Consider the following 23,277-nt stretch of genomic DNA (forward strand, 5'->3'; position numbering starts at 1 on the left):
TTGCCTGCCCACTGACAGACCCCACGCATGAGCACCTTCCTGCACAACGTCTGGGAGTTCATGCCGATCCTGCTCCAGGGCGCCAAGCTCACGGTGCTGGTGACGCTGGGCTCGCTGGTCATCTCCACGCTGCTCGGCCTGGTCTGGGCCGCGATGCGGGTCTCGGGCATTCCGCTGCTCGCGAAGATCAGCGCGGGCGTGATCAACCTGCTGCGCGGCATTCCGATCATCGTGCTGCTGTTCTTCATCTACTTCGTGATGCCCGACTTCGGCGTCTCGCTGACGGCGCTGCAGGCGGGCATCCTGGGCCTGGGCATCGCCTACTCGGCCTACCAGTCGGAGAACTTCCGCGCTGGCATCGAGGCCGTGGACCACGGCCAGGTGGAAGCGGCGCAGGCCATGGGCATGAGCTGGCGGCTCACGATGCGGCGCGTGGTGCTGCCGCAGGCCTTTCGCATCACGCTGCCCTCCTACGGCAACATCATGATCATGATGCTCAAGGATTCATCGCAGGCCTCGACCATCACCGTGGCCGAGCTCGCGCTGCAGGGCAAGCTGATCGCCACCTCGACCTTCCAGAACGCCACCGTGTTCTCGCTGGTGGCGCTGCTCTACCTCATCATGTGCGTGCCGCTCATCCTGCTGGTGCGCCACTTCGAGAAGCGGGGCAGGAAATGATCGAGATCCGCGGCCTGCAGAAATCCTTCGGCAGCCACCATGTGCTCAAGGGCATCGACGCCTCGATCTTGCAGGGCGAAGTGGTCTGCATCGTCGGGCCTTCGGGTTCGGGCAAGTCGACCATCCTGCGCTGCATCAACGGCCTCGAAAGCTACTCGGGCGGCAGCGTCGACATCGACGGCCTGCGCGTGGACCGGCAGCACGCGTCGATCAAGGCGATCCGCGCCGAGGTGGCGATGGTGTTCCAGCGCTTCAACCTGTTCCCGCACCGCACCGTGCTCGAGAACGTGATCGAGGGGCCTGTGTATGTGAAGGGCGAAGACCGCGCCGCTGCCATCGTGCATGCGAAGGAGCTGCTCGCGAGCGTCGGCCTGGCCGACAAGGCCGCGGCGCATCCACCCGAACTCTCGGGCGGGCAGCAGCAGCGCGTGGCCATTGCGCGCGCGCTGGCCATGCGGCCCAAGGCCATCCTGTTCGATGAGCCCACCTCCGCGCTCGACCCCGAACTCGTCGGCGACGTGCTGCAGGTGATGCGCAAGCTCGCCGGCACCGGCATGACGATGGTGGTGGTCACGCACGAGATGCAGTTCGCGCGCGAAGTGGCCGACCGCGTGATCTTCATCGACGGCGGCGTGATCGTCGAACAGGGCCCCGCCGCCGAGCTGCTCAACAACCCGCAGAACCCGCGCACACAGGACTTCCTGCGCCGCGTGCTTCATCCGCTCTGAAGGGCTTTCATTCATGCCGAACGCGTCGCAGGAATTCTTTCCACTCGCCCCGTCGCTCTGGGCCGCCACCGCGGCGCCCGCGCCGGCGACCACGCCGCTGGACACCGACGCGCAGGCCGACGTGATCGTGGTCGGCGCCGGCTACTGCGGCCTCAGCACGGCGCTGCACCTGGCCGAGCGCGGCGTGCGCGTGGTGGTGCTCGAAGCCAAAGAGATCGGCTTCGGCGGTTCGGGCCGCAACGGCGGCCAGGTCATCCCGGGCCTGAAGCACGACCCGAGCGAACTGCTGCGCATGTTCGGTCCCGAAGAAGGCCAGCGCCTGGTCGACTTTGCCAAGTGCACGGCCGACGCGGTGTTCGAGCTGATCGACAAGCACGCCATGAACGTGCCCCGCGCGCGCCAGGGCTGGATCCAGGGCGCGCACACGCCGGCCGCCTTGCTGCTGGCCGAGCGCCGCACGCGCGACTGGCAGGCGCAGGGCGTGGCCGCGCGCGAGCTCGACCGCAACGAAATCGCGCGCCTGCTGGGCACCGACAAGTACTTCGGCGGCTGGCTCGATCCGCGCGGCGGCGGCGTGCAGCCGCTGAGCTACGCGCGCGAACTGGCGCGCGCGGCGCAGGCAGCCGGCGTGGTCATCCACACCGGCACGCCCGTGACGCAGCTCACCCAGGCCAATGGCAAGTGGCAGGCCGCCACCGCCCGCGGTGCTCGCGTGACCGCCGAACGCGTGGTGATGTGCACCAACGGCTACACCGACGGCCTGTGGCCGGGCCTGCGCAAGACCATCATCAACGCGAACTCGTTCCAGGTCGCGACCGAGCCATTGCCCGAGGCGGTGCGCAAGACCGTGCTGCCCGAAGGCCATGTCTCTTCCGACGCGCGCAACCTGCTGCTGTACTACCGCCTGGACCACGCCGGCCGCCTGCTGATGGGCGGCCGCGGCACCTTCCGCGAACCCGACGCCGGTCAACCCGGCGACTGGTCGCACCTGGAGCACGTGGTCGCCAAGCTGTTCCCGCAGGCGGCCGGCGTGCCCATGGCCTACCGCTGGTGCGGCCACGTCGCGATCACGCGCGACTACCTGCCGCACCTGCACGAGCCCGCACCGGGCCTCCTGATCGACATCGGCTGCCAGGGCCGCGGCGTCGGCCTGCAGACGCGCATGGGCCAGGCGCTGGCGCAATACATCGCCACCGGCGACAGGAAGGCCCTGCCAGTGCAGCCATCGGACATGCGTCCGTTCCCGCTCTATGGCCTGCGCCGCCTCTATGTCTCGGCCGTGATCGGCTGGTACCGCATGACGGACGGCGGCGTCTGAGCCTTCTCAGAAGCGGTAGGCGCCGCTCAGGCCCACCGTCCAGCTGCGTCCCGGCGCCGGCTCGTAGTAGCGCGCATTGCCCTCGTTGACGATCACCGAGCCCACGTAGCGGCGGTCGAACAGGTTGTCGACGCGCGCAAAGGCGTTGAACTCCCAGCGCTCCCATTTCTTCAGATAGCCGGCGTACAGCGCAGCGACGGCATAGCCCGGCGCGCTGGCGGTATTGAGGTCGTTGGCCTGCATGCGCCCGAGCGCGCGCATCTCGACGCCGGCGCGCCAGCCTTCGGGCGGCACCCAGCCCAGCGATGCGAAGAGCGACTGCCGCGCAATGCCCGGAATGCGGTTGCCTGCCGCCACCGTGTTCGATGCCGCGCAGGGCGACGGCGAGCAGAAGGCATCGCGGTAGCGCGCGTCGAGCCAGGTGTAGGCCAGTTGCGTGCGCCAGTGATTCGCCGTCTCGTGCTGCCAGGCCAGTTCGAAGCCATCGCGCCGCGTGCGACCCGCGTTCTGGAAAGTGGCGCGCCCGCCGGTGTTGGTGTCGGTCACGATCTCGTCGCGCGTGCGGGTCTGGAACAGCGCCGCCGTCAGCAAACCTGCGCCCAACCGCGCCTTCGCGCCCAGTTCGACGCTGTCGTTGACCGAGGGCCGCAGCGCGAAGTTGAGCCCGCTGGCACCGCCCGCGCGGTACGAGAGTTCGTTGAGCGTGGGTGTTTCGAAGCCGCGGCCGATCGAGCCATACAGCGCGAGATCGGGCGTGGCCTGGTAGCGCAGCGAGGCCACGGGCAGCGTCTTGCTGTAGCGCGCGCTGCCGCTGTCGTCGCGGTTGGCGCCCACGATGTAGCGGTCCTGCGAATCGAAGTGCACGCTGCTTCGGCGCACGCCGGCCTCGAGCGTCCATTGCTCCGCAAGGCGCCAGGTAGCCTGGGCATAGGGGTCGAGGTTCCAGACCTCGTTGCGCTCGCTGCGCCGCAGGCGGCCTTGCACGCCCAGCACGGGCGCAGTCACGCGGCCAAGGTAGTTCTCGTAGCCGCGGCGCTGCTCGCGCAAGCTGTCGTAGCCCAGGCCCGCCACCAGTTCGAGCGGCCGGTCGGCCAATTGCAGCGCGGCCGTCCAGCGCAGATCGACCCCGCCGTACTGGCGCGTGAGGTCGATCACGCCGCCGGCATGCAGCGGGTTCTGCTGCGCCGAAGGCGGAATCGACTGGTACTGCACGGTCTTGCGCTCGCCGCCATAGACCATGAGCCGCAGCGACTGCGCGGCACTTACCCGGCGCTCGTACAGCAGGCCCGCCTGGGTCTGCTCCACGGTCTTGCGGGTGTCGTACTGCGTGGCGAGCGCTGCGCTGCGCGGCGCCAGCGCGTACTGGTCGGCCATGAGGCCCAGCGGATCCTGCGCGCTGATGCGCACGCTGTTGAGCACCAGCGTGAGCTTGTCGCCGTTGTCCAGCGCGATGCCGAGCTTGCCGTTCGCAATGTCGCGCCGCGCCGCGCTGTGTTCGCGCCAGCCCTCGGTCCGGAAGCGGCTGGCATTCATCAGATAGTCGACCGCGCCCTGCGATCCGCTGGCCTGGAGCGACTGGCGCCAGGTACCGAAGCTGCCCGCGGCCGCCGAGTACGAAAGCCGCGGCGCCCCCTCGCCCGATGCGGTGAAGGCCTGCAGCACGCCGCCCGAAGAGTTGCCGTAGAGCGCCGAGAACGGGCCGCGCAGGATCTCGATGCGATCGAGCGAGCCGATGTCGATGTTGGAGGTCTGGCCCTGGCCGTCGGGCAGCGTGGCGGGAATGCCGTCGACGTACAGCCGCACGCCGCGCACGCCAAAGGTGGAACGCGCGCCGAAGCCCCGGATCGACAGCTGCAGGTCTTGCGCGTAGTTCATGCGGTTCTGCACCTGGAGGCCCGGAACGCCGCCCAGGCTTTCGGAAAGATTGACCTGCAGCCGGCTGTCGCGCATCTCGGCGCCGTCGACACGGTCCACCGAACCCGGCACGTTGAACGGAGCGACCTCGCCGCGCGGCGTGGAGACGGTGACTGCGGGCAGGCTGCCGCGGTCGGCCTGCGGCGGGGCTTCCTGTTGCTGCGCCTGCACGGCAAGCGGCACTCCCAGCAGGAGCAGGCGGACAGCGGCGGTGGCGGCAGCGGAAAGTGCAGGCTTCTTCATTGCGCCGATTCTGCTTCGGCGCGCGCCCCTGCCCGTACTAGCAGGAACCCGATCGCTGCGGAATCAGGTTTTTCTGCGCCATCCGTACCAGGCGCACACGGCAACGGGAATGCCCAGCGCGAACCAGGCCAGCATGTCTCCCACGCCGCCGTCGCTGAACAGCGCCGAGATCAGCCCGAAGGTGGTCAGCACGCCGAGCACGACCGGCCAGCCCCACATGTGCCAGAAGCTGTGGCGCGGCTTCATGCCTGCGCCTTCATGGCAGGCGCAGGTTCGGGCTGCTGCCCGCCATGCTGCGGCCTGTGCCCCGCCGGGGTGACCGGTGCGGCCGGGGCCGGCACGGTGTTGCCGCGCTTGAGCCACAGGTAAAGGCCGCTGCCCAGCACGATGATGGTCGCGATGTCGAGCAGCGCCCAGATGATCTGCATCGGCATGCCGCCGTAGTCGCCGAAGTGCAGCGGCTGCGAGACGAGCAGCGCCGTCAGGTACCAGGGCATCTTCGGCGACGCGGTCACCTGGGCCGTCTTGGCGTCGACCAGCACCGGCTGCAGCAGCTTCGAGGTGAAAGGCTCGTTGCCGCGCATGAAGAAGGTGGTGTGGTGCGGGCTCGAGAACGCCGTGCCGGGGAACGCGATGAAGGACAGCTTCATGTCGGGCGTCTGCTGGAGCGCAACCTCCATCGAGCGCTGCACCGATGCGCGCTGGGCCACGGGCACCGTCGGCTCGTTCTTGTAGGGCGCCAGAAGCGCGCTGAGCTGGTCGTACTGCCAGTACTTGATGACCAGGTCGGCCCAGGTGTTGATCATGCCGGTGGAGCCCACCACGAACAGCCACACCAGCGTAGCGATGCCCAGCAGGTTGTGCAGGTCGAGCCACTTCAGGCGCGGGCGCTTCTCGCGCCGCACGGTGCCGAAGTCGAGCTTGCGCATGAACGGCGCATAGAGCACCACGCCGGAGACGATGGCCACCAGCAGCAGCAAGCCCATGAAGCCCAGGAACAGCTTGCCCGCGAGTCCGGCAAACAGATCGACGTGCAGCTTGAGCATCACGTACATGAAGCCTTCGTCGAACTTCGGCTGCGCAAGCACGGCCCCGGTGCGCGCGTCCACCACCACCGACTTGAAGTCATCGGTGGGTGAAGGCGTTGGCGTGAGCGTGACGAACCAGAGGCCGTCGTCGTCCTCCGGCTGCGAAACGAACTGCACCACGCGGTCCGGATGCTTCGCGCGCGCCGTTTCGAGCACCCGGTCCAGGCTCACGCGCGGCGTATTCGCGGGCATCTTGGGCGATTCGACCTCGGTGCCCAGCAGGTGGCCGATCTCGTGGTGAAAGATCAGCGGCAAGCCCGTGATGCACAGCAGCAGCATGAACACGGTGCACACGAGGCTGCTCCACTTGTGCACCCAGGCCCAGGTCTTGATCTTTCGGCTGTTCATGTCGTTGCTGCCCTCGTCGAAAGTGAGATATTAAAAACGATAGGTCGCGCTGGCCACGACGTTGCGGCGCGAGCCGTACCAGCAGTCGCCGCGCGACAGGCAGGTGCTGAAATACGCCTTGTCCGTCACGTTGTTGATGTTGAGCGCATAGCGCCAGCGCGCGGTGTCGTAGGCGAACACGAGGTCGGCCAGCGCAATGCCCGGCACGCGCGGTCCCACGCCGAATTGCAGATCGCGGAACGAGCTCATCACGCGCAGGCCGGCGCCGGCCGAGAAGCCGCTGACGCCGCCGATCGAGAAGCGGTACTTGGCCCAGACGCTCGCCTGGTGCTTGGGCAGGCCTTCGATCTGCTCGTCGGCATCGGTGTAGTTGTAGTGCGCGATGAGGTCGAGGTTCGGGCCGATGGAACCCTTGGCCTCGAGTTCCACGCCCCGGGTCTTGGTCTTGCCGACTTGCGTGTACACATTCTGCGATGGCGAAGTGATCTGGTTCTTCTCGCGCAGATCGTAGACCGCTGCGCTGAACGCCAGTGCGCGGTCCTTCGGCTCATACTTCACGCCGGCTTCCCATTGCTCGCCGCGCAAAGGCGTGAAGATCTGCCCGTTGCGCGGCGACTGCGGCGTGAACGATTCGGTGTAGCTCAGATACGGCGACCAACCCGAGGGCATGGCGTACATCAGGCCGAAGCGCTTGGTGGTCGCGCTGCTCTTCTCCTCGTCGCTGCCTGCCGCGCTGGACACCGCCCTGTCGTGCCGCAGGCCCGCCACGAAGATCCAGTTGTCGAGCTTGATCTGGTCCTGCAGATAGACGCCGGTCTGGCGCTGGCGGGTGCGCGGCAGCGCCGTGCGCTCGGGCACATCGACATGGCCGTACACGGGCGCGTAGACGTCGATGGTGTCGAAGGTAAATCCGCCCCACACGTTTTCGCGCTGCCTGGCGAAATCCGCCCCGACCAGCAGCGTGTGCTTCACGGCGCCGGTCTGGAAATGGCCCTCGACATGGTTGTCGAGCGTCTGCGTGCGGTTGCGCGTGAGGTAGCTGTCGTAGTAGCGGCCGAGCACGCGCTTGAAGACCGGATCGGTAGCGTCCCAGCTTTCGGCGCCGCCGAAGGCATTGCCATAGTGGTAGCGGTTGTCGTTCTCGTTTTGCGCGTAGCGGAAGTTCTGCCGCACGCTCCAGTTTTCGTTGAACTTGTGCTCGAACTGCCAGCCGAAGGTCTTGCGTTCGCTGTTGTAGTAGTCGAAGCCCGGCTCGCCGATGAAGCGGCTGGCGGGAATGCTGCCGTTCGGGTTCGGCAGCAGGGTGCCCTCCCACGGGAGGAACTGCGAACTGCTGCCGCTCTTGTCCTTTTGCCACAGCCCCTGCAAAGTGAGCGAGGTTGCCGCGTTGGGCCGCCAGGTCAGCGAAGGCGCAATGACGCTGCGGTCGTCGGGCACATGGTCGACCTGCGTGTCCGACTTGCGCTGCAACGCGATCAACCGGTAGGACAGGCTGCCATCGGCATTCAGCGGACCCGTCAGGTCGGCCTGGACCTGCTTGCGGCCGAAGCTGCCGAACTGCACGCCCACTTCGCGCTGGGTTTCGTGCAATGGGCGCTTGCTGACCATGTTGACCACGCCCGCCGCCGTGCCCGCGCCGAACAGCATGCCCGCCGGGCCGCGCAGCACTTCGAGCCGCTCCAGCGTGTAGGGCTCGGTGCGCGTGGTGCTGGTGTAGTAGCCATAGGACTGGCGCAGGCCGTCCAGGTAGATGTCAGGCGTGGCGCCCCGGATGCGCACGGAGTCGGTCCGCGAATCGAGGCCATAGGCATCGGAGCGCACGCCGGCCGCATAGTTGAGCGCGTCCTGAAGATTGCCCGCACCCTGGTCCACCATCTGGTCGCGCGTGACCACCGTGACCGACTGGGGCGTTTCGGACAGCGGCGTGTCGGTCTTGGTGGCGGTTGCGGCATTCCTGGCGCGGTAGCCGATCACCGGCGAAGTCGCGGTTTCGGCCTCGGCGCTTGCATCGACCTTCACTTCCGGCAAGGCGCCGGGCGCCGTGGTCTGGGCCAGAACCTGGTGATGCACGTAAATCGCCATGCAGCCTGCCAGCACCGATGCGACCTTGCGCCCCGCCATGAACCTCTTCATTCCTTCTCCACTCCGAAACATTATTAAGAACGATTCGCATTCTAATAGTTATAAAGTCTCATCTGTTCCGATTTCCCCGAATCGGCAAGGGGCGTTCGGGCAATGAATGCGCTGGGCGGCGGGGTGCGGCGCAAGGCAAAGCGGCTACGATCCCGGCCGCACGTCGTGTGCGTTCGCAGGCCCCATGCTCGACAAGCTCATTGCCTCTTCGTTTCCCGCGCTGCGCGGCCTGGCGCTGTGGCTGACGGGCGCTGGCATCGCCTGGGTGCTCGCAGGCTGCGCCGGCCTTCCTCCGCGCACGCCCGAGCCGCCGACGCTGTCGATTGCCGCCTCCCCTTCCACCACGCTCGGCCGCGCAGCGGCCAGCCTGAACGCCGGGCACGACGGGCTGTCGAGCATCAGGCCGCTGGTGGAGGCGTCGTTTGCGCTCGACGCAAGATTCGAGCTGATGCGGCAGGCGCAAGCCTCCCTGGACGTGCAGACCTACCAGCTCGGCAACGACAAGACCGGCCTGCTGCTGCTGCGCGAATTGCGCGATGCCGCGCGGCGCGGCGTGCGGGTGCGCCTGCTGCTCGACGACTTCTACACGACCGGCATGGACCGCCTGCTGCTCGCGCTGGCCGCGGAACCCAACGCCGAGGTCCGGCTGTTCAACCCGTTCGTGAACGCCCGCGACCACTCGGCCACGCGCTGGCTGGAGTTCTTCGGCGATTTCCGCCGCCTCAACCATCGCATGCACAACAAGCTCTTCGTGGCCGATGGCGCCATGGCGATTGCCGGCGGCCGCAACCTGGCCGACGAGTACTTCCTGCGCAGCGAGGGCGCCAACTTCATCGACTTCGAACTGATCATGGCCGGCCCGGTGGTTCCGGAAGCCGCGCGCATCTTCGACACCTACTGGAACAGCGACGTCGTCTACCCGCTCCAGCGGGTTGCCAGCGCCAGCGGCACCCAGAAAGCGCTGAAGTCCGAGTTCGAAGCCGCCACCTCGCCGGCCCATGCCCCGCCGCCGGCCGCCCTGCCCGGCACCGACCTGATGGGCGAGCCGCCCCTGGGCGCCCAGCTGGCCGACATCGGCCGCATGAAATGGATGCGCGCCGAGGCCCATGCCGCGGCCGACAGCCCCAACAAGGCGCTGGGCACCCTCGCGTCGCCGTCCGAATCGCTGGCCGCGCGTTTTCATGAAATGACCGCCACGGCACGCTCGGATGTGGTGGTGATCTCGCCCTATTTCATCCCCGGCGACGAAGGCATGGCCCGCATCCGGGAGGGCCGGGCGCGCGGCGTGCGCATCAGCGTCATCACCAATTCGCTGGCCGACAGCGACGAGCCGCTGGTCAACATCAACTACAACCGCTATCGCGTCGACATGCTGAAGCTGGGCGTGAACCTGTACGAGGTCAGCACCCAGCAGCTCAAGCGCAACCGCCAGTTCCGCGACCTGCTCAAGAAGGCGCGCGGCCGCCTGCATGCCAAGCTGGCGCTGGTCGACCGCGAATGGGTGCTGCTCGGCTCCATGAACCTCGACCCGCGCTCGGCGCGGCTGAACACCGAATTCGGCGTTCGCGTGCGCAGTTTCGAGCTGGCGCAGGCGTTGCTGTATGCCTACCAGTTGGACGACATCGAGGGCGTCTACCGCGTCGTGCTGATGCCCGACGGTGAGAACGTGCAATGGATAGGCACCGGCGACGTGGACAACGAGGTGCTCGACAGCGAGCCCGATTCGAGCCTGCTCACGCGGCTGCAATTGCTGCTGTTCTCCTGGTTCGTGCCGACGGACCAGCTGTGACGGTAGCTCGCTCCCGTGCGGCCCGCCTCATTCCCCTGGCTACCAGGGATTCGGATTGGCGCGCCTGTAGTTCTCCGACTCCATCCGCCACTGGGCAGTCTGCGTACGCAGTGCCTGGGCCGCGGCGATCTTCTTTTCGTTTGCCCTGACGACCATCCCGCGCAGGAAATCGTCGCCCCTGTTCCCCGCGTAGATGCGCCGGAACTTCGCCAGCCCAAAGCCGTTGGCCTCGAACTCGGGCATGCCGAAGCCGATGAACCCCGCCATCGAGTCGTGCACGAAACTCGAGAAGAACGTCGACACGTCCTCGGGCAGCGCCTTCGACTTCAGGCTGCCGAGCAATAGCACCGGCTCGCGCTCGATGTCGGTGTCGTGCACCTCGGCCTGCTGATTGTCGGCCAGCCATTTGCGCCACCTGGCCAGGTACGCCGGCGCCTGGCGGGCCAGCGCGGCGGCCTTGGCATGCAATTCGCCTTCCTTGAGCCGATCCATGCGCGAATCGGCCTTGCTCCCCAGTTCAGCGAGGGTCGCCACCGGGCTCAGCAACTGAACGCCCAGGTCGAAGGCCAGAGGCTGCTTCAGCCGCTCGTCCTTGCTCCAGCTCCAACGGCTGCCGCCGCTTTCGATGCGGCGGTCGATTTCGGCCAGCACCGCCGCAATCACATGGATCAGCGCGCGCTGCGTGGCCTGCAGCCATTGCAGCTCGCCGCCGTAGTTCTTGCCTTGGTTGGGATGCCGGCTCGCACGCGCCCACTCCGGCGAGGCTTGCAGCCCGTGGTCCAGCAGCTGCCAGCGGTAGGTGAAATAGTGGCCCATGTGCTGGCGGTGCATCTCCTCCACGGGGCCGGGCGCGATGCCCGCGGCCTTGTAGTAGGCGTTGAAGGCTTCGAGGGTGTCGGGGTGGGGCACCAACGCCTTTGCCACCGGCTCCCGCAACTTTTCCAGCGGCGTGAAAGGCACGCCAGCAATCAAGGCCGCGCAGTACATCTCGAAGCCCGGAATACGCGCCAGCTGCCGGTCGTCCTCGGCCCAGTCGTTCTTGCCCAGGCACATCGGCATGTAGCCGCCGCCCACGTCGGAGTGCGAACCGGGATACACGTACTCCCGCACATTGGACGGGTACCTGCCGTCGATGCGCACCGAGTCGAGCGGAAAACACGCACGCACCTCGTGGCCCGCCACCAGGTGCAGGCACTGCTCCACGGCCGGGTGCACCTGCATGTTGTTCCAGGCCCAGCTCTGGCGGCCCTCGAACACGCTGTACAGCCCGGCCGCACCCACCGAGGCCACGGTGTCGAAGATGCCCAGGAACTGCACGCGCAACGGGATGCCGGCCAAGAGATAGCCGCCATCCTTCAGTTCGCAGATTTCGCAAAGCCAGTTGACGAAGGCCCGTGCCTCGGCCGCGCCGCGAGAAAACCCGAAGACGCTGAGGTTGATCTGCGTGATCTCGGGCTTGCGGTTGACCAGCTGGGCCTTGAGCTTGGCCTGCCAGGTGTGCTTGAGCACCTTGCGCCGTTCCGAGCCAAAGGAGGTGACGCCGCTCAGGTCGCGGGCCAGCGAGGCGGCCGTTTTGTTGTCGAAGATGTTGGACTTGTAGGCATACCAACTGACGGCATTGAACACGCGTGTCAGGCCCCAGATGATCCGTGGCTCGCCATACCAAGCACTGGTGGAGCCCAGCGTCTGCGAGATCTGGCCACCGAAACCCTTGCCGTCGTCGCCGATTTCTTTGAAGGGCGTGCCCACGCCGGGTATGTAGTAAGCGTAGTAGCCCGTGGTGCCACGCTCGACCTTGTCGGGGAATGCGTGATACAGCCGCACCACGTTGCTGTGCTTTTGCTCGCGCGGAGGACGCGGAGGCTCCTTGTAGTCGGCGTCCTCGTTGTTGCCCGTCCCGTCGAAGAACATGCCCACGAAGATGACGCCAGTGCAGCTTGGCTTCGAACTCACGGGGTTGGCGGCGCACACTGCCTTGTCGCGCTGCATCAGTTCGCGCGGCGTCAACGGACGCTCGCGACTTCGGGTCAAGCCAAGTGCGGGGTTCAATGCCGCATCGATGCTGTCCGTCATTCAGGCAGTCTCCCTTCCTTCTCATATTCCAGCAGCTGCTTGCTGGTTTCCCAGGGAAGTTTGTCTTCCTCGCTCATGGGGTAGCGGGGATGCTCGATGCCATAGTTGGAGACCACGACCTTGACCTTGTGGTTCGGATAGAAATGCGCCTGGATATCTCCAGTGCGCTTGGAGTACTCAGGGATTTCAACCACGGCTTCTTGAGGAGGCGGCGGCCTGGGACCACCTTGCGTGGTGTCGTAGCTCCATCGCACTTTGACTTTCATGCCTGCGTGCCAACGCACCGGAATTCTTGCGCAGCATGAAGATTTCCCTCCTCCTGCCTCGGGCGTTATGTTCGGCCCCCCTGCACCATCGACCGTAAAGCTCTCGATGCCCCAATCGCTCATGTGGTTGTAGCCCATGACCGACGCCGGGACCATCTCATCGCTGCAACCGACCAGCAGCGCGCATGCGCCTGCGGCCAGCCAACCCAGCTTCTGCCTCCTGGCAAGGCAGACGGTCGATTTACCGACCCCTATGAATTTTCTGAGCAAGGTGTTCCCCATCACGACGGTGGCGGGCTTGCCCAGCAGGGCCTTCGCGTCGATGGCGTTGCTGCCCAGCACGTCTAGGTCGAAAGCGTAGGCCTGGCTGAGCGCCTCGCGCCCGACCAGCCGATGGAATTGCAGTGCCTCACCCAGCGGCCTCTGGATGGTGACGCGGCGCTTCATGGCTGCCGCAAGCGTGCAGGCACGCCGAGTAGATCGAACATGGGACTCCCTGAATGTGTCTGCCGCTCCGGGTACGGGCTGGCTTTTGTGCAGGGATTATGTAAGTCGATGTTCCTGCGGCGGAAGCACCCGAAAGTAGCAATTGCGAGCCGGACCCCCTCCATTCAAGTGAACAAATGCACGTCCAGCGGTGGCGCCCGACGCCCGCTTCTTCCGCATCCACCCCACCCCTGGCCTTGAAACTCCGCCGATTGCCCTTATGATTAGCACTCGCTGCTGACGAGTGCTAACAAGCCTCGCTTCCAGTCGATGGGCCGCCGGTTTTTCCCGCCGGCGCCCGACCACAACCCCGTTTCTTATCCAGGAGATGCAATGAAACTTCGTCCTTTGGCCGATCGCGTGATCGTCAAGCGTATCGACAGCGAAACCAAGACCGCCTCCGGCATCGTCATCCCCGACGCAGCCGCCGAAAAGCCCGATCAGGGTGAAGTCCTGGCCGTGGGCCCGGGCAAGCGCACCGACAAGGGCGAACTGACCGCACTGACCGTCCGGGTCGGCGACCGCGTCCTGTTCGGCAAGTACAGCGGCCAGACCGTCAAGGTCGATGGCGACGAACTGCTCGTGATGAAGGAAGACGACCTGTTCGCAGTCGTCGAGAAGTAAGTCTTCTCTCCCTTCCATCCCATCCAAATTCAATCCATTCGGAGTTAATTCATCATGGCAGCAAAAGACGTAGTCTTCGGCGGAGAAGCCCGCGCACGCATGGTCGAGGGTGTCAACATCCTGGCCAACGCAGTCAAAGTGACCCTGGGCCCCAAGGGCCGCAACGTGGTGCTCGAACGCTCGTTCGGCGCCCCCACCGTCACCAAGGACGGTGTGTCGGTCGCCAAGGAAATCGAACTCAAGGACAAGCTTCAGAACATGGGCGCCCAGCTCGTGAAGGAAGTGGCCTCCAAGACTTCGGACAACGCCGGTGACGGCACCACCACCGCGACCGTGCTGGCCCAGGCCATCGTTCGCGAAGGTTTCAAGCTGGTGGCTGCCGGCATGAACCCGATGGACCTGAAGCGCGGCATCGACAAGGCTGTCACGGCCCTGGTCGCCGAGCTGAAGAAGGCTTCCAAGCCCACCACCACGTCTAAGGAAATCGCTCAAGTCGGCTCGATCTCGGCCAACAGCGACGAAACCATCGGCAAGCTCATCGCTGACGCGATGGACAAGGTCGGCAAGGAAGGCGTGATCACCGTGGAAGACGGCAAGTCGCTGGACAGCGAACTCGACGTCGTCGAAGGCATGCAGTTCGACCGCGGCTACCTGTCGCCCTACTTCATCAACAACCCCGAGAAGCAATCGGCGCTGTTGGACAACCCCTTCGTGCTGCTGTTCGACAAGAAGATCAGCAACATCCGTGATCTGCTGCCGGTGCTGGAGCAAGTCGCCAAGGCAGGCCGTCCTCTCTTGATCATTGCCGAAGAAGTCGAAGGCGAAGCCCTGGCTACCTTGGTCGTGAACACGATTCGCGGCATTCTGAAGGTCGTGGCCGTCAAGGCTCCTGGCTTCGGCGACCGCCGCAAGGCCATGCTGGAAGACATCGCCATCCTGACGGGCGGCAAGGTCATCGCTGAAGAAGTGGGCCTGACGCTCGAAAAGGTGACGCTGGCCGACCTGGGCCAAGCCAAGCGCATCGAAGTGGGCAAGGAAAACACCATCATCATCGACGGTGCTGGTGCTGCCGGCGACATCGAAGCCCGCGTGAAGCAAGTGCGCGTGCAGATCGAAGAAGCCACGAGCGACTACGACCGTGAAAAGCTGCAAGAGCGCGTGGCCAAGCTGGCCGGCGGCGTGGCAGTGATCAAGGTTGGCGCCGCCACCGAAGTCGAGATGAAGGAAAAGAAGGCACGCGTCGAAGACGCCCTGCACGCCACCCGCGCTGCAGTGGAAGAAGGCGTTGTGGCTGGCGGCGGCGTGGCTCTGCTGCGTGCCAAGCAAGCCGTGGGCGAGTCGGTCAAGGGCGACAACGCCGACCAGGACGCCGGCATCAAGCTGGTGCTCAAGGCTGTCGAAGCGCCCCTGCGCGAAATCGTCAACAACGCGGGCGGCGAAGCCTCGGTGGTGGTGAACGCTGTGTTGGCCGGCAAGGGCAACTACGGCTTCAATGCCCAGAACGACACGTACGGCGACATGCTCGAACTGGGCATTTTGGACCCGACGAAGGTCACCCGCACCGCGCTGCAGAACGCAGCATCGGTGTCCTCGCTGCTGCTGACGACCGAAGCCATGGTCGCCGATGCACCGAAGGACGAAGCCGGTGCCGGCGGCGGCATGCCTGACATGGGCGGCATGGGCGGCATGGGCGGCATGGGCATGTAATGCCCGGCTGAGCACTGCTCACCAAAGTAAAAAGGGCCGCGCAAGCGGCCCTTTTTCATTGCGCGCCACCTTTATCGAAACTGGTCGCGCAGTGCCATGTACAGCACCTGGAACCGCGCATGGCGCGTCTTGTGCCCATCGGCACCTTCGAGCGAAGGCACCAACTGCTGCTTGACCGGCGGCAGCGTGCACACCTCGGCCACAGTGCCGCCGTCCGCCAGCCACGCGAGGCGCGCCGCACCCAGCGCGCCGCCGGTCTCGCTGCCCGCATAGAGCGTGAGCGGCACCTGGAAGATATCGGCCAGCAACTGGCCCCACCAGACACTGCGCGCGCCGCCCCCCACCAGTGCCACTTCGCGCAGCGGCATGCCGGCGGGCAGGCGCAGGGTGTCGAAGCCGTCGCGCAGACCAAAGCTCACGCCCTCGACCACGGCATAGGCAATCTCCGCCGGGCCGTGCGCATGCGTCAGCCCGAACAGCACGCCCTGCGCGTTCGGGTTGTTGTGCGGCGAGCGCTCGCCCGAGAGATACGGCAGGAACAGCGGGCAGCGTGCCCGCTGTTCAGGCGCGACCGACGCCGCGGCTTCGAGCAACGCGGCCTCGTCGGCAAACCTGAAGGTCTTGGCGGCCCAGCTCACGGCGCTCGCGGCCGAGAGCATCACCGACATCTGGTGCCAGCGCTTCGGCAGCGCATGGCAGAACGCATGCATCGCCTGCGCCGGGTTCGGCAAAAAGCGGTCGGTCGAGACGAACACCACGCCCGAGGTGCCGAGCGACACGAAGCCCTGCCCCGGTTCCACCAGCCCCATGCCGACGGCGCTCGCAGCGTTGTCGCCCGCGCCACCCGCGATGAGCACCGTGCCGCCATTGCCCACGCCCCAGCGCGCGGCAAGCTCGGGCTTGAGCTGCGCCGACACTTCGCTGCCCTCGACCAGCCGCGGCATGTGCTCGCGCGTGAGCCCGGTGGCCGCGAGCAGTTCGTCGGACCAGTCGCGCGCGCCGACGTCGAGCCACAGCGTGCCGGCCGCATCGGACATTTCGCTGACGGCCTCGCCGCTGAGCATGAAGCGCAGCCAGTCCTTGGGCAACAGCACACGCGCGACGCGATTGAAGATTCGAGGTTCGTGCTCGCGCATCCACAGCAGCTTGGGCGCGGTGAAGCCGGGCATCGCGAGGTTGCCCGCGATCTCGCCCAGGCGCGGCACGGCGCGCGCGAGGGCCTCGCACTGCGGGCCGCTGCGGCCGTCGTTCCAGAGGATGGCGGGGCGCAGCACCTCGCCCGCGGCGTCGAGCAGCGTGGCGCCATGCATCTGGCCCGACAGGCCGATGGTGCGCACGGCCGCAAGTTCCTCGGGATGCGATTTGCCGAGCGCGCGCATCACCTCCTCGAGCGCATGCCACCACTGCTGCGGCGCCTGCTCCGACCAGAGCGGCTGCGGCCTGTCGACCGTGAGCGGCGCGCGTGCCAGGCCGACGATGCGGTGATCGTCGGCCAGCAGCAGCGCCTTGAGCTCGGACGTGCCGAGGTCGAGTCCCAGATACAAGATGGTGCTCCCTGATTGCGGCTTGAAGAATGCCGGGCCCGGCGTCAGCCGAAGCGCGTGTCGGCCTGGCGCCGGAATTCGCTCGGCGTCATGCCCTTGATCTCGAGAAAGCGCCGGTTGAAGTTGGCCACGTTGTTGAAACCGACCTGGTAGCAGATGTCGGTCACATAGTGGTCGGTCTGCATCAGCAGGTGGCACGCGCTGTTGATGCGCACGCGGTTGACGAAGTCGGTAAAGCTGTTGCCGGTGGAGCGCCGGAAAAAGCGGCTGAAGCGGCTTTCGCTCATGCCGAGTTCGGCCGCCACATCGGACATGGAAATCGGCTCCGCCATGTTGCTGGTGATGCGGTTGACGATGTCGTTGATCTGGTCGACCTGCGCATCGCCTTCGACGCCGTGCGCGCCCTGCATCTGCACGCTCGAGAGCAGCCGGTAGTCGGTGCATTGCGCGAGGTCGGCCATGAACTCGAAGAACAGCCCGAGCCGGCGCACGCCGCGCGCGGCCTTGATGCTGTCCCAGTGCGTCTGCGCCTGCTGCGACATGCCGAAGAACTCGATGCCGTGCCGCGCGCGTTCGAACAGCTGCATGACGTCGCGCAGCTCCGGAATCTCGGCCGCGGCGCGTTCGATGGGCTCGTGGCGGAACTGGATCACCCGGTCGCGCCCCGCGGCTCCGCCTTCGGGCACGTCGAGCGAGATCCAGTTGTGCGGCAGCCGCGGCCCGCAGAGCACGAGGTGCCCGGGCTGGAACGGCCCGATCCAGTCGCCGATGAAGGCCTTGCCCGAGGTCTCGGTGATCAGATGCAGCTCGTAGTCTTCATGGAAATGCCATCGCACCAGCGGGCTCGGAAAGCCGTGCGCCAGGCAGCGCACCAAGCCGGTTTCGGGGGCCTCGTAGCCCAGCGACGGGGAGCGCGCAATGTCGCGCTCCAGCTCGGGTTGGCGCTGACGGGGAATCGAGCGTTTGCGTGTGGAGGTTGTCATGGCAGCACGGGATCAGGGCCGGGAAGCGACGGCCTCATTGTCTTCCTGCGCCAGCGCGGCGTGAACCGCTTCGAGCGTGGGGGGATCGGCACCTTCGCGGGTGCAGTTGAGGGCGGCGGCCGTGGCGGCGAAACGCATCACTTCGCGCCAGGCGTCGTCGCCGAGTTCGCCGAGCTGGGCCGGGTGCTCGACGCCGTGCGCGAGCAGCGCCACCGAAAGCCCGGCCGTGAAGGTGTCGCCCGCGCCGATGGTGTCGACCACCTTGACGCGCGGCGCCGCCACGGCAAGCGGCGCGTGCCCCGTGCGCCAGAGCGTGGCGCCCGCACCGCCGCGCGTGACGATCACGGCATGCACGCCGGCTTGCAGGCACTCCGCCGCCAGTGCATCGACCGGTTGGCCGGGGGCCAGCAGTTCGGCATCCTCGTCGCTGAGCTTGACCAGGTCGGCCATGGCCAGCCAGTCGGTCACGCACGCGCGGTAGGCGGCCATGTCGGGAATCAGGCTGGGCCGCACGTTCGGGTCGAACACGATTACGCGGCGCCCGGCGTTGGCCGTGACCAGCTCGGCAATGCGCGTGGCCGCCGGCTCCTGCAGCAGCGAGATCGAGCCGAAATGAAGAAAGCGGCAGTCCGCCGGCAACTGCGGCAGCGGCTCGGGCGCCCAGGTGGCGTCGGCGCTGCCGCGCGTGTAGAAGGCATAGCGGTTGGTCTGCGGCGTGCGCTCGACAAAGGCCAGGGTCGAGGGCGCATTGCTGCGCAAGATGAAGCTGGTGTCCACGCCGTTGCGCTCCAGAAAACGCATCAACCGCTCGCCGAACAGGTCGGTCGACAGCTGCGTGAGAAAACCGGTGGGCTGGCCCAGGCGCGCGCAGGCCACGGCGGTGTTGAGCGGCGAGCCGCCCTCGTGGCCCAGGAACGCGAGCGTGCCGGCCTCGCTGGCGGTGAAATCGATGAGGGCTTCGCCCGTGAGTGCAATGCGCATGGTTCTCGGATTTTCCTCTGTCAGGGCAAGGCGCGTACATCGGCCAGGAAGCCGCGTTCGGCGGCCAGCGTGGCGGGATGGTCGAGCAGTTCGGCAAAGAGTCGCGGCGGGATCGTGATGGCGCCCACGCCCAGCGCCAGCAGCGAAAGATAGGCCTCGCGCGAACGGACGCTGGCCACCAGCAGCCGCGTGCCGGACGAAGGGCGTTGCGCGACCAGCGCCTGCATCTGCGCGATCAGCGCGAGCCCGTCGATGCCGGCATCCTCGAGCCGGCCGAGGTACGGTGCCGCGTAGGCCGCGCCCAGTTGCGCGGCAAAGTGCGCCTGCTCGGGCGCATAGACGGCGGTCCACGTGACGGGCACGCCTTGTGCGATGAGCCGCGCGCCGGCATCGAGGCCCTGGCGCGTGGCGGGGATCTTCACGACCAGCTGGCCCCGGTCGAAGTGCGAGAGCAAGGCGTCCGCGTCTTCGAGCATGCCGTCGACTTCGCTCGAATACACCTGCGCCTGCACCTGCCGCGCGCCCAGTTCGATGCAGCGTTTCAGCAAACCCGGCACCTCGCCGCGGCCGATGCCCGCACGCAGCAGCAGCGTGGGGTTGGTCGTCACGCCATGCACCACGGGGTGCGGCAGGCAGGTCTGCAGTTCGGCCAGGTCGGCGCTGTCGAGGTACAGATGGAAGTCGTTGTTCATGGATTGCGCGCTGCAAAAGAAAATACATTTTCGGGACGCATGCACAGGCCACCGGGTGCTCCCCTCCGCGAATGTCCCCCGGGCTCGCCTCCTCCTTGATTTCGCTGCGGGGAGCACCCGATGCCCTGTGCACCTGGGCACGCTGCTATTGATCTTGCGATCAACGACTGCTCTGTCCAACGATCACGCTGATGGGGTGCCTTGCGCAGCGAAATCAAGGAGGAGGCCGCAGGCCGGGGGACATTCGCGGAGCAAGGTACCCCGTCGGCGGGATCGCGCCCCGAACAAGGCACCAAACGCACAACGCGGCGAACAAAAAAACAAGGTTTCATCTCAACTCATGACATTGCCGCCATCGACATTCAAGGTCTGCGCCGTGATGTAGCGCGCCTCGTCGCTGGCAAGAAACACGGCCGCCCCCGCGACGTCGGCCGGCACGCCCATGCGGCCGAGCGGCACTTCCAGGCCCACGCGGCGTTTCTTCTCGCCGGGCGGCAACCCTTCGGCCTTGGCGAACAGGCTGTCGACATGGTCCCACATCGGCGTGTCGACCACACCGGGTGCAATGCCGTTGACGCGGATACCGTGCGGCGCCATGGCCAACGCGGCGCTCTGGGTGTAGCTGATGACGGCCGCCTTGGTCGCGCAGTAGTGCGACACCAGCGCCTCGCCGCGCCGCCCCGCCTGCGAAGCCATGTTGATGACCGACGCACCCTGGGTGCCGTCCTCGACCATGTGGCGCAGCACGGCCTGCATCACGAAGAACATGCCCTTCACATTGACCGCGAACAGCCTGTCGAACGAAGCTTCGTCGCTGTCGAGCAGCGGCGCCAGGTCGAACACCGCGGCGTTGTTGAACAGCGTGTGGATCGGACCGAAGGCGACCTGCGCCTCGGCCAGCATGTGCGCGATGGCCTGGGTGTCGGTCACATCGGCCGCGATGTAGGCGAGCTTGTCGGGGTGCTGCTGCAGCAGCGCCCGCACGGCCTCGGGCGCCGCCGCCGCGCGGTCGACTACGCTGCAGCGCGCGCCCTCCGCAATGCAGGCCTCGGCCACGGCCAGGCCGATGCCGCCACCGGCGCCGGTCAGCAGTACGTGGCGGTTCTTCAAACGTTCGCTCATGTCGTTGCTCCAGGATTCAAGAAATTTGCCACGCGCGCGCTCGCTGCGCGCACCGCGCCCACCAGCCGTGCATCGCCCGCGGCGGCGCCCCACAGTCCCGCGTCCGAACACAGTGCGAGCACCGGATCGGTGGCATCGCAGATCGCGTGCGCCACGGCCTCGTCCATGCCCTGGTCCTGATAGGCATAGGGCAGCGCCCCGCGATGCCAGCGCTGCAGGAAGGCAAGGAACAGCGCAGGCAGCATCGCGACGCTGTCGATCGACTGCCCCGCGGCGAGCCGCTCGCGCACCGTGGGCGCGATGAAGCCCGGGATCTTCGAGAAGCCGTCGGCCGCCACGCGCTGGTTGGTGTCGCGGATCGCGGGATTGCCGAAGCGGTCGAGCACCACGTCGCGGTAGGCCGCGAGGTCGATCGGGCTCGGGCTGAGGCACGGGATCACGTCGTCGGTGACGTAGTCGAACGCCATCTGGCGGATGGCCGCGTGGTGCGTGCCTTCGTGGATGAAGTCGAGCCCCGCCAGCGTGCCGGCCCACGCAATGCAGCTGTGCGCGGCATTGAGAATGCGGATCTTGGCCTCTTCATAAGGCTGCACCGATTCGACCAGCTCCACGCCCACGCGGCCCCAGTCGGGCCGGCCGGCCGCGAAGTTGTCTTCGATCACCCACTGGATGAAGCTCTCGCCCGTGATGGCAGCCGCATCGTCGCGACCCGTCGCGGCCTTTACGCGGGCGTGCAGCTCGGGCGGCGGGCGCGGCGTGATGCGGTCGACCATCGCGTTCGGGCAGGCGGTGTTCGCCTGCACCCACGCAAGCAGTTCGGCATCGCCCGCGCGTTCGACGAATTCGAGCAGCCCGGCGCGGAAGCGGTCGCCGTTGTGGCGCAGGTTGTCGCAGTTGAGCAGCGTCACCGGCCCGGCTTGCGCGGCCTTGCGCGCGCGCAGGATCGCGCAGACGGCGCCGTAGATGGTCACGCCCTCGCCCATGGCATAGCCGCGCCGCGCACGCTCGATGTCGGCCGCAAGATCGCCGAACGAGAGGTCCAGCTTGCCCTTGGTGTCGAGGTAGTAGCCCGCCTCGGTCACGGTGAAGGACACGATGCGCGTGGACGGCGCCGCGCCGCGCGCAACCACCGCGGCCAGCGAAGGCTCCCACGGCAGCACTTCGCGGATGGCCTCGATCCGCTCGTAGCGGTACTCGCCGGCCGGCGACACGGTTTCGAGCGTGTAGCGACCGCCCTGCGCCTGCAAGGCCGCGACGATCTCGGCCATGTCGGGCCGGATGTTGGCGCCCGAGAGCGACCAGCGGATGTCGCCCGCATCGATCAGCCGCTGAAGGTAGACGGCCTGGTGGGCTCGATGGAATGAGCCGAGTCCGAGGTGAAGCACCGTGAACTCCGAAGGAGCCGGTGGAGGTGGCGCATCGAGAGGCGCTGCTGCGAGGGTCACGGGAATGTTCCAGAAGAAATCAGGCAGAGACCGAACGGCCTTCGCGGTTGAACAAATGGAGCACCGACGGATCGAGCTCGACCGCCACGTCGTCGCCGGCGTGCAGCGGTGTGCGCTCGTTCTGGCGCGCGATCAGCGGCACGCCGCCCACGTCGACGTGGATCAGCGTGTCGGCGCCGAGCGCCTCGATCAGCTCGACGCGGCCCTGAACGCCCGCGGCCGCACTTTGCTTCGGATGCACGCGCAGGCCTTCGGGGCGCACGCCCAGGAAGCCGTCGCTCGGCAGCTTGCCGCCGGTGGCGGCCGAGAAGCTCGGAATGGCGCTCGCCGCCACCATGTTCATCGATGGCATGCCGATGAACTGCGCGACGAACTGGTTGGCCGGGTGGTCGTAGAGCTCGAGCGGCGTACCGACCTGTTCGATGAGGCCGTCCCTGAGCACCACCACGCGGTCGGCCAGCGTCATGGCCTCGACCTGGTCGTGCGTCACATAGATGGTGGTCGCGCCGAGCGAGCGGTGCAGCTTGTGGATCTCGACGCGCGTGTTGCCGCGCAGCGCTGCGTCGAGGTTGGACAGCGGCTCGTCGAACAGGAACACCTTGGGCGCGCGCACGATGGCGCGGCCGATGGCCACGCGCTGACGCTGCCCGCCCGACAGGTCCTTGGGCGTGCGGTCGAGGTACTGCGTGAGGTTGAGGGTCTTGGCCGCGTACTCGACCTTGGTCCTGATCTCGCTCTTCGCCACGCCCGCGAGCTTGAGCGCGAAGGACATGTTGTCGTACACGCTCATGTGCGGATAGAGCGCGTAGCTCTGGAACACCATCGCCAGGTCGCGCTTGCCCGACGGCGTCCAGGTGATGTCCTTGCCGTCGAGCAGCAGGTTGCCGCTGGTGATCGGCTCGAGCCCCGCAATGAGGCGCAGCAGCGTCGACTTGCCGCAGCCCGAAGGCCCGACGAAGACGATGAACTCGCCTTTCTGGATTTCGAGATCGACGCCCTTGATGATGTCGACGTCGCCGAAGCTCTTCTTGATGTCTTTGAGTTGCAGGTAGGCCATTCACGACTCCTTGATTGCTTGTGAGCAGGCTGCCGAAGCGCCCGCGCGGGTCAAAAGC

General features: G+C 66.8%; 19 protein-coding genes. 6 read left to right on the top strand and 13 right to left on the bottom strand.

What is annotated here, in order from left to right; translation table 11 throughout:
- The first annotated feature begins 27 nt into the window (after positions 1-27).
- From QFZ47_RS07555 to QFZ47_RS07565, 3 genes are read left to right on the top strand one after another with little or no spacing between them, the layout of a single operon-like run.
- The gene (locus QFZ47_RS07555; RefSeq protein ID WP_307655055.1) at positions 28-678 is read left to right on the top strand and encodes an amino acid ABC transporter permease; all 651 of its coding nucleotides are present in this window, start codon (positions 28-30) and stop codon (positions 676-678) included.
- A complete protein-coding gene (locus tag QFZ47_RS07560; protein ID WP_307655056.1) occupies positions 675-1,406 on the top strand; it encodes an amino acid ABC transporter ATP-binding protein in 732 nt (243 codons plus the stop codon). Before QFZ47_RS07555 ends, QFZ47_RS07560 begins: the two co-directional genes overlap by 4 nt.
- 13 nt (positions 1,407-1,419) lie before the next feature.
- Positions 1,420-2,724 (top strand): NAD(P)/FAD-dependent oxidoreductase, encoded by a 1,305-nt coding sequence (locus tag QFZ47_RS07565; RefSeq protein WP_307655057.1) that lies wholly within the window; start codon positions 1,420-1,422, stop codon positions 2,722-2,724.
- A 6-nt stretch (positions 2,725-2,730) separates the two neighbouring features.
- Here the strand turns inward: QFZ47_RS07565 and QFZ47_RS07570 are convergent, their stop codons facing one another.
- The 4 genes from QFZ47_RS07570 to QFZ47_RS07585 all read right to left on the bottom strand — a co-directional run bounded on the left by QFZ47_RS07570 (position 2,731) and on the right by QFZ47_RS07585 (position 8,450).
- A complete protein-coding gene (locus tag QFZ47_RS07570; RefSeq protein WP_307655058.1) occupies positions 2,731-4,881 on the bottom strand; it encodes a TonB-dependent receptor domain-containing protein in 2,151 nt (716 codons plus the stop codon).
- A gap of 63 nt (positions 4,882-4,944) precedes the next feature.
- Positions 4,945-5,127: a hypothetical protein gene (locus QFZ47_RS07575; protein ID WP_307655059.1), complete on the bottom strand. Its 183-nt coding sequence runs from the start codon at positions 5,125-5,127 to the stop codon at positions 4,945-4,947.
- Complete coding sequence (locus tag QFZ47_RS07580; protein WP_307655060.1) at positions 5,124-6,317, bottom strand: PepSY-associated TM helix domain-containing protein; 1,194 nt, start codon at positions 6,315-6,317, stop codon at positions 5,124-5,126. The genes QFZ47_RS07575 and QFZ47_RS07580 overlap by 4 nt, the downstream gene beginning before the upstream one ends.
- 30 nt (positions 6,318-6,347) lie before the next feature.
- Complete coding sequence (locus QFZ47_RS07585; protein WP_307655061.1) at positions 6,348-8,450, bottom strand: TonB-dependent siderophore receptor; 2,103 nt, start codon at positions 8,448-8,450, stop codon at positions 6,348-6,350.
- Positions 8,451-8,634: 184 nt separating this feature from the next.
- Between QFZ47_RS07585 and QFZ47_RS07590 the strand changes: the two genes are divergently transcribed.
- A complete protein-coding gene (locus QFZ47_RS07590) occupies positions 8,635-10,239 on the top strand; it encodes a phospholipase D family protein (RefSeq protein WP_307655062.1) in 1,605 nt (534 codons plus the stop codon).
- A gap of 39 nt (positions 10,240-10,278) precedes the next feature.
- On the opposite strand, the gene QFZ47_RS07595 is transcribed toward QFZ47_RS07590, so the two are convergent.
- Both QFZ47_RS07595 and QFZ47_RS07600 read right to left on the bottom strand, forming a co-directional pair.
- Positions 10,279-12,312 carry a T6SS phospholipase effector Tle1-like catalytic domain-containing protein gene (locus QFZ47_RS07595; RefSeq protein WP_307655063.1) on the bottom strand — a complete coding sequence of 678 codons (2,034 nt, stop codon included), beginning with the start codon at positions 12,310-12,312 and terminating at the stop codon, positions 10,279-10,281.
- Complete coding sequence (locus QFZ47_RS07600; protein WP_370880628.1) at positions 12,309-12,860, bottom strand: DUF3304 domain-containing protein; 552 nt, start codon at positions 12,858-12,860, stop codon at positions 12,309-12,311. The genes QFZ47_RS07595 and QFZ47_RS07600 overlap by 4 nt, the downstream gene beginning before the upstream one ends.
- A 537-nt stretch (positions 12,861-13,397) precedes the next feature.
- On the opposite strand from QFZ47_RS07600, the gene QFZ47_RS07605 reads away from it, so the two are divergent.
- Together QFZ47_RS07605 and groL are read left to right on the top strand one after the other, a co-directional pair.
- Positions 13,398-13,688: a co-chaperone GroES gene (locus QFZ47_RS07605; RefSeq protein ID WP_307655065.1), complete on the top strand. Its 291-nt coding sequence runs from the start codon at positions 13,398-13,400 to the stop codon at positions 13,686-13,688.
- Positions 13,689-13,742: 54 nt separating this feature from the next.
- Complete coding sequence (gene groL, locus QFZ47_RS07610) at positions 13,743-15,395, top strand: chaperonin GroEL (protein ID WP_307655066.1); 1,653 nt, start codon at positions 13,743-13,745, stop codon at positions 15,393-15,395.
- 71 nt (positions 15,396-15,466) lie between these two features.
- On the opposite strand, the gene xylB is transcribed toward groL, so the two are convergent.
- The 7 genes from xylB to QFZ47_RS07645 form a co-directional block, all read right to left on the bottom strand.
- Entirely contained in the window at positions 15,467-16,939 is a 1,473-nt protein-coding gene (gene xylB / locus QFZ47_RS07615; RefSeq protein ID WP_307655067.1) for a xylulokinase, read from the bottom strand.
- 44 nt (positions 16,940-16,983) lie between these two features.
- Positions 16,984-17,922 (bottom strand): AraC family transcriptional regulator, encoded by a 939-nt coding sequence (locus tag QFZ47_RS07620; RefSeq protein ID WP_307655068.1) that lies wholly within the window; start codon positions 17,920-17,922, stop codon positions 16,984-16,986.
- A 12-nt stretch (positions 17,923-17,934) separates the two neighbouring features.
- Positions 17,935-18,903, bottom strand: coding sequence for a carbohydrate kinase family protein (locus QFZ47_RS07625; RefSeq protein ID WP_307655069.1), 969 nt, complete (start codon positions 18,901-18,903; stop codon positions 17,935-17,937).
- Between the two features lie 20 nt (positions 18,904-18,923).
- Positions 18,924-19,595, bottom strand: coding sequence for a transaldolase family protein (locus QFZ47_RS07630; RefSeq protein ID WP_307655070.1), 672 nt, complete (start codon positions 19,593-19,595; stop codon positions 18,924-18,926).
- A gap of 333 nt (positions 19,596-19,928) precedes the next feature.
- Positions 19,929-20,717: an L-iditol 2-dehydrogenase gene (locus QFZ47_RS07635; RefSeq protein WP_307655071.1), complete on the bottom strand. Its 789-nt coding sequence runs from the start codon at positions 20,715-20,717 to the stop codon at positions 19,929-19,931.
- Positions 20,714-22,102 (bottom strand): D-arabinitol 4-dehydrogenase, encoded by a 1,389-nt coding sequence (gene dalD, locus QFZ47_RS07640; RefSeq protein ID WP_307658897.1) that lies wholly within the window; start codon positions 22,100-22,102, stop codon positions 20,714-20,716. Before dalD ends, QFZ47_RS07635 begins: the two co-directional genes overlap by 4 nt.
- Positions 22,103-22,181: 79 nt before the next feature.
- Positions 22,182-23,219, bottom strand: a complete 1,038-nt coding sequence (locus QFZ47_RS07645) for an ABC transporter ATP-binding protein (RefSeq protein WP_307655072.1) — start codon at positions 23,217-23,219, stop codon at positions 22,182-22,184.
- Positions 23,220-23,277: the final 58 nt, after the last annotated feature.

This window comes from Variovorax paradoxus (assembly GCF_030815975.1).
GTDB classification, from domain to species: domain Bacteria; phylum Pseudomonadota; class Gammaproteobacteria; order Burkholderiales; family Burkholderiaceae_C; genus Variovorax; species Variovorax paradoxus_N.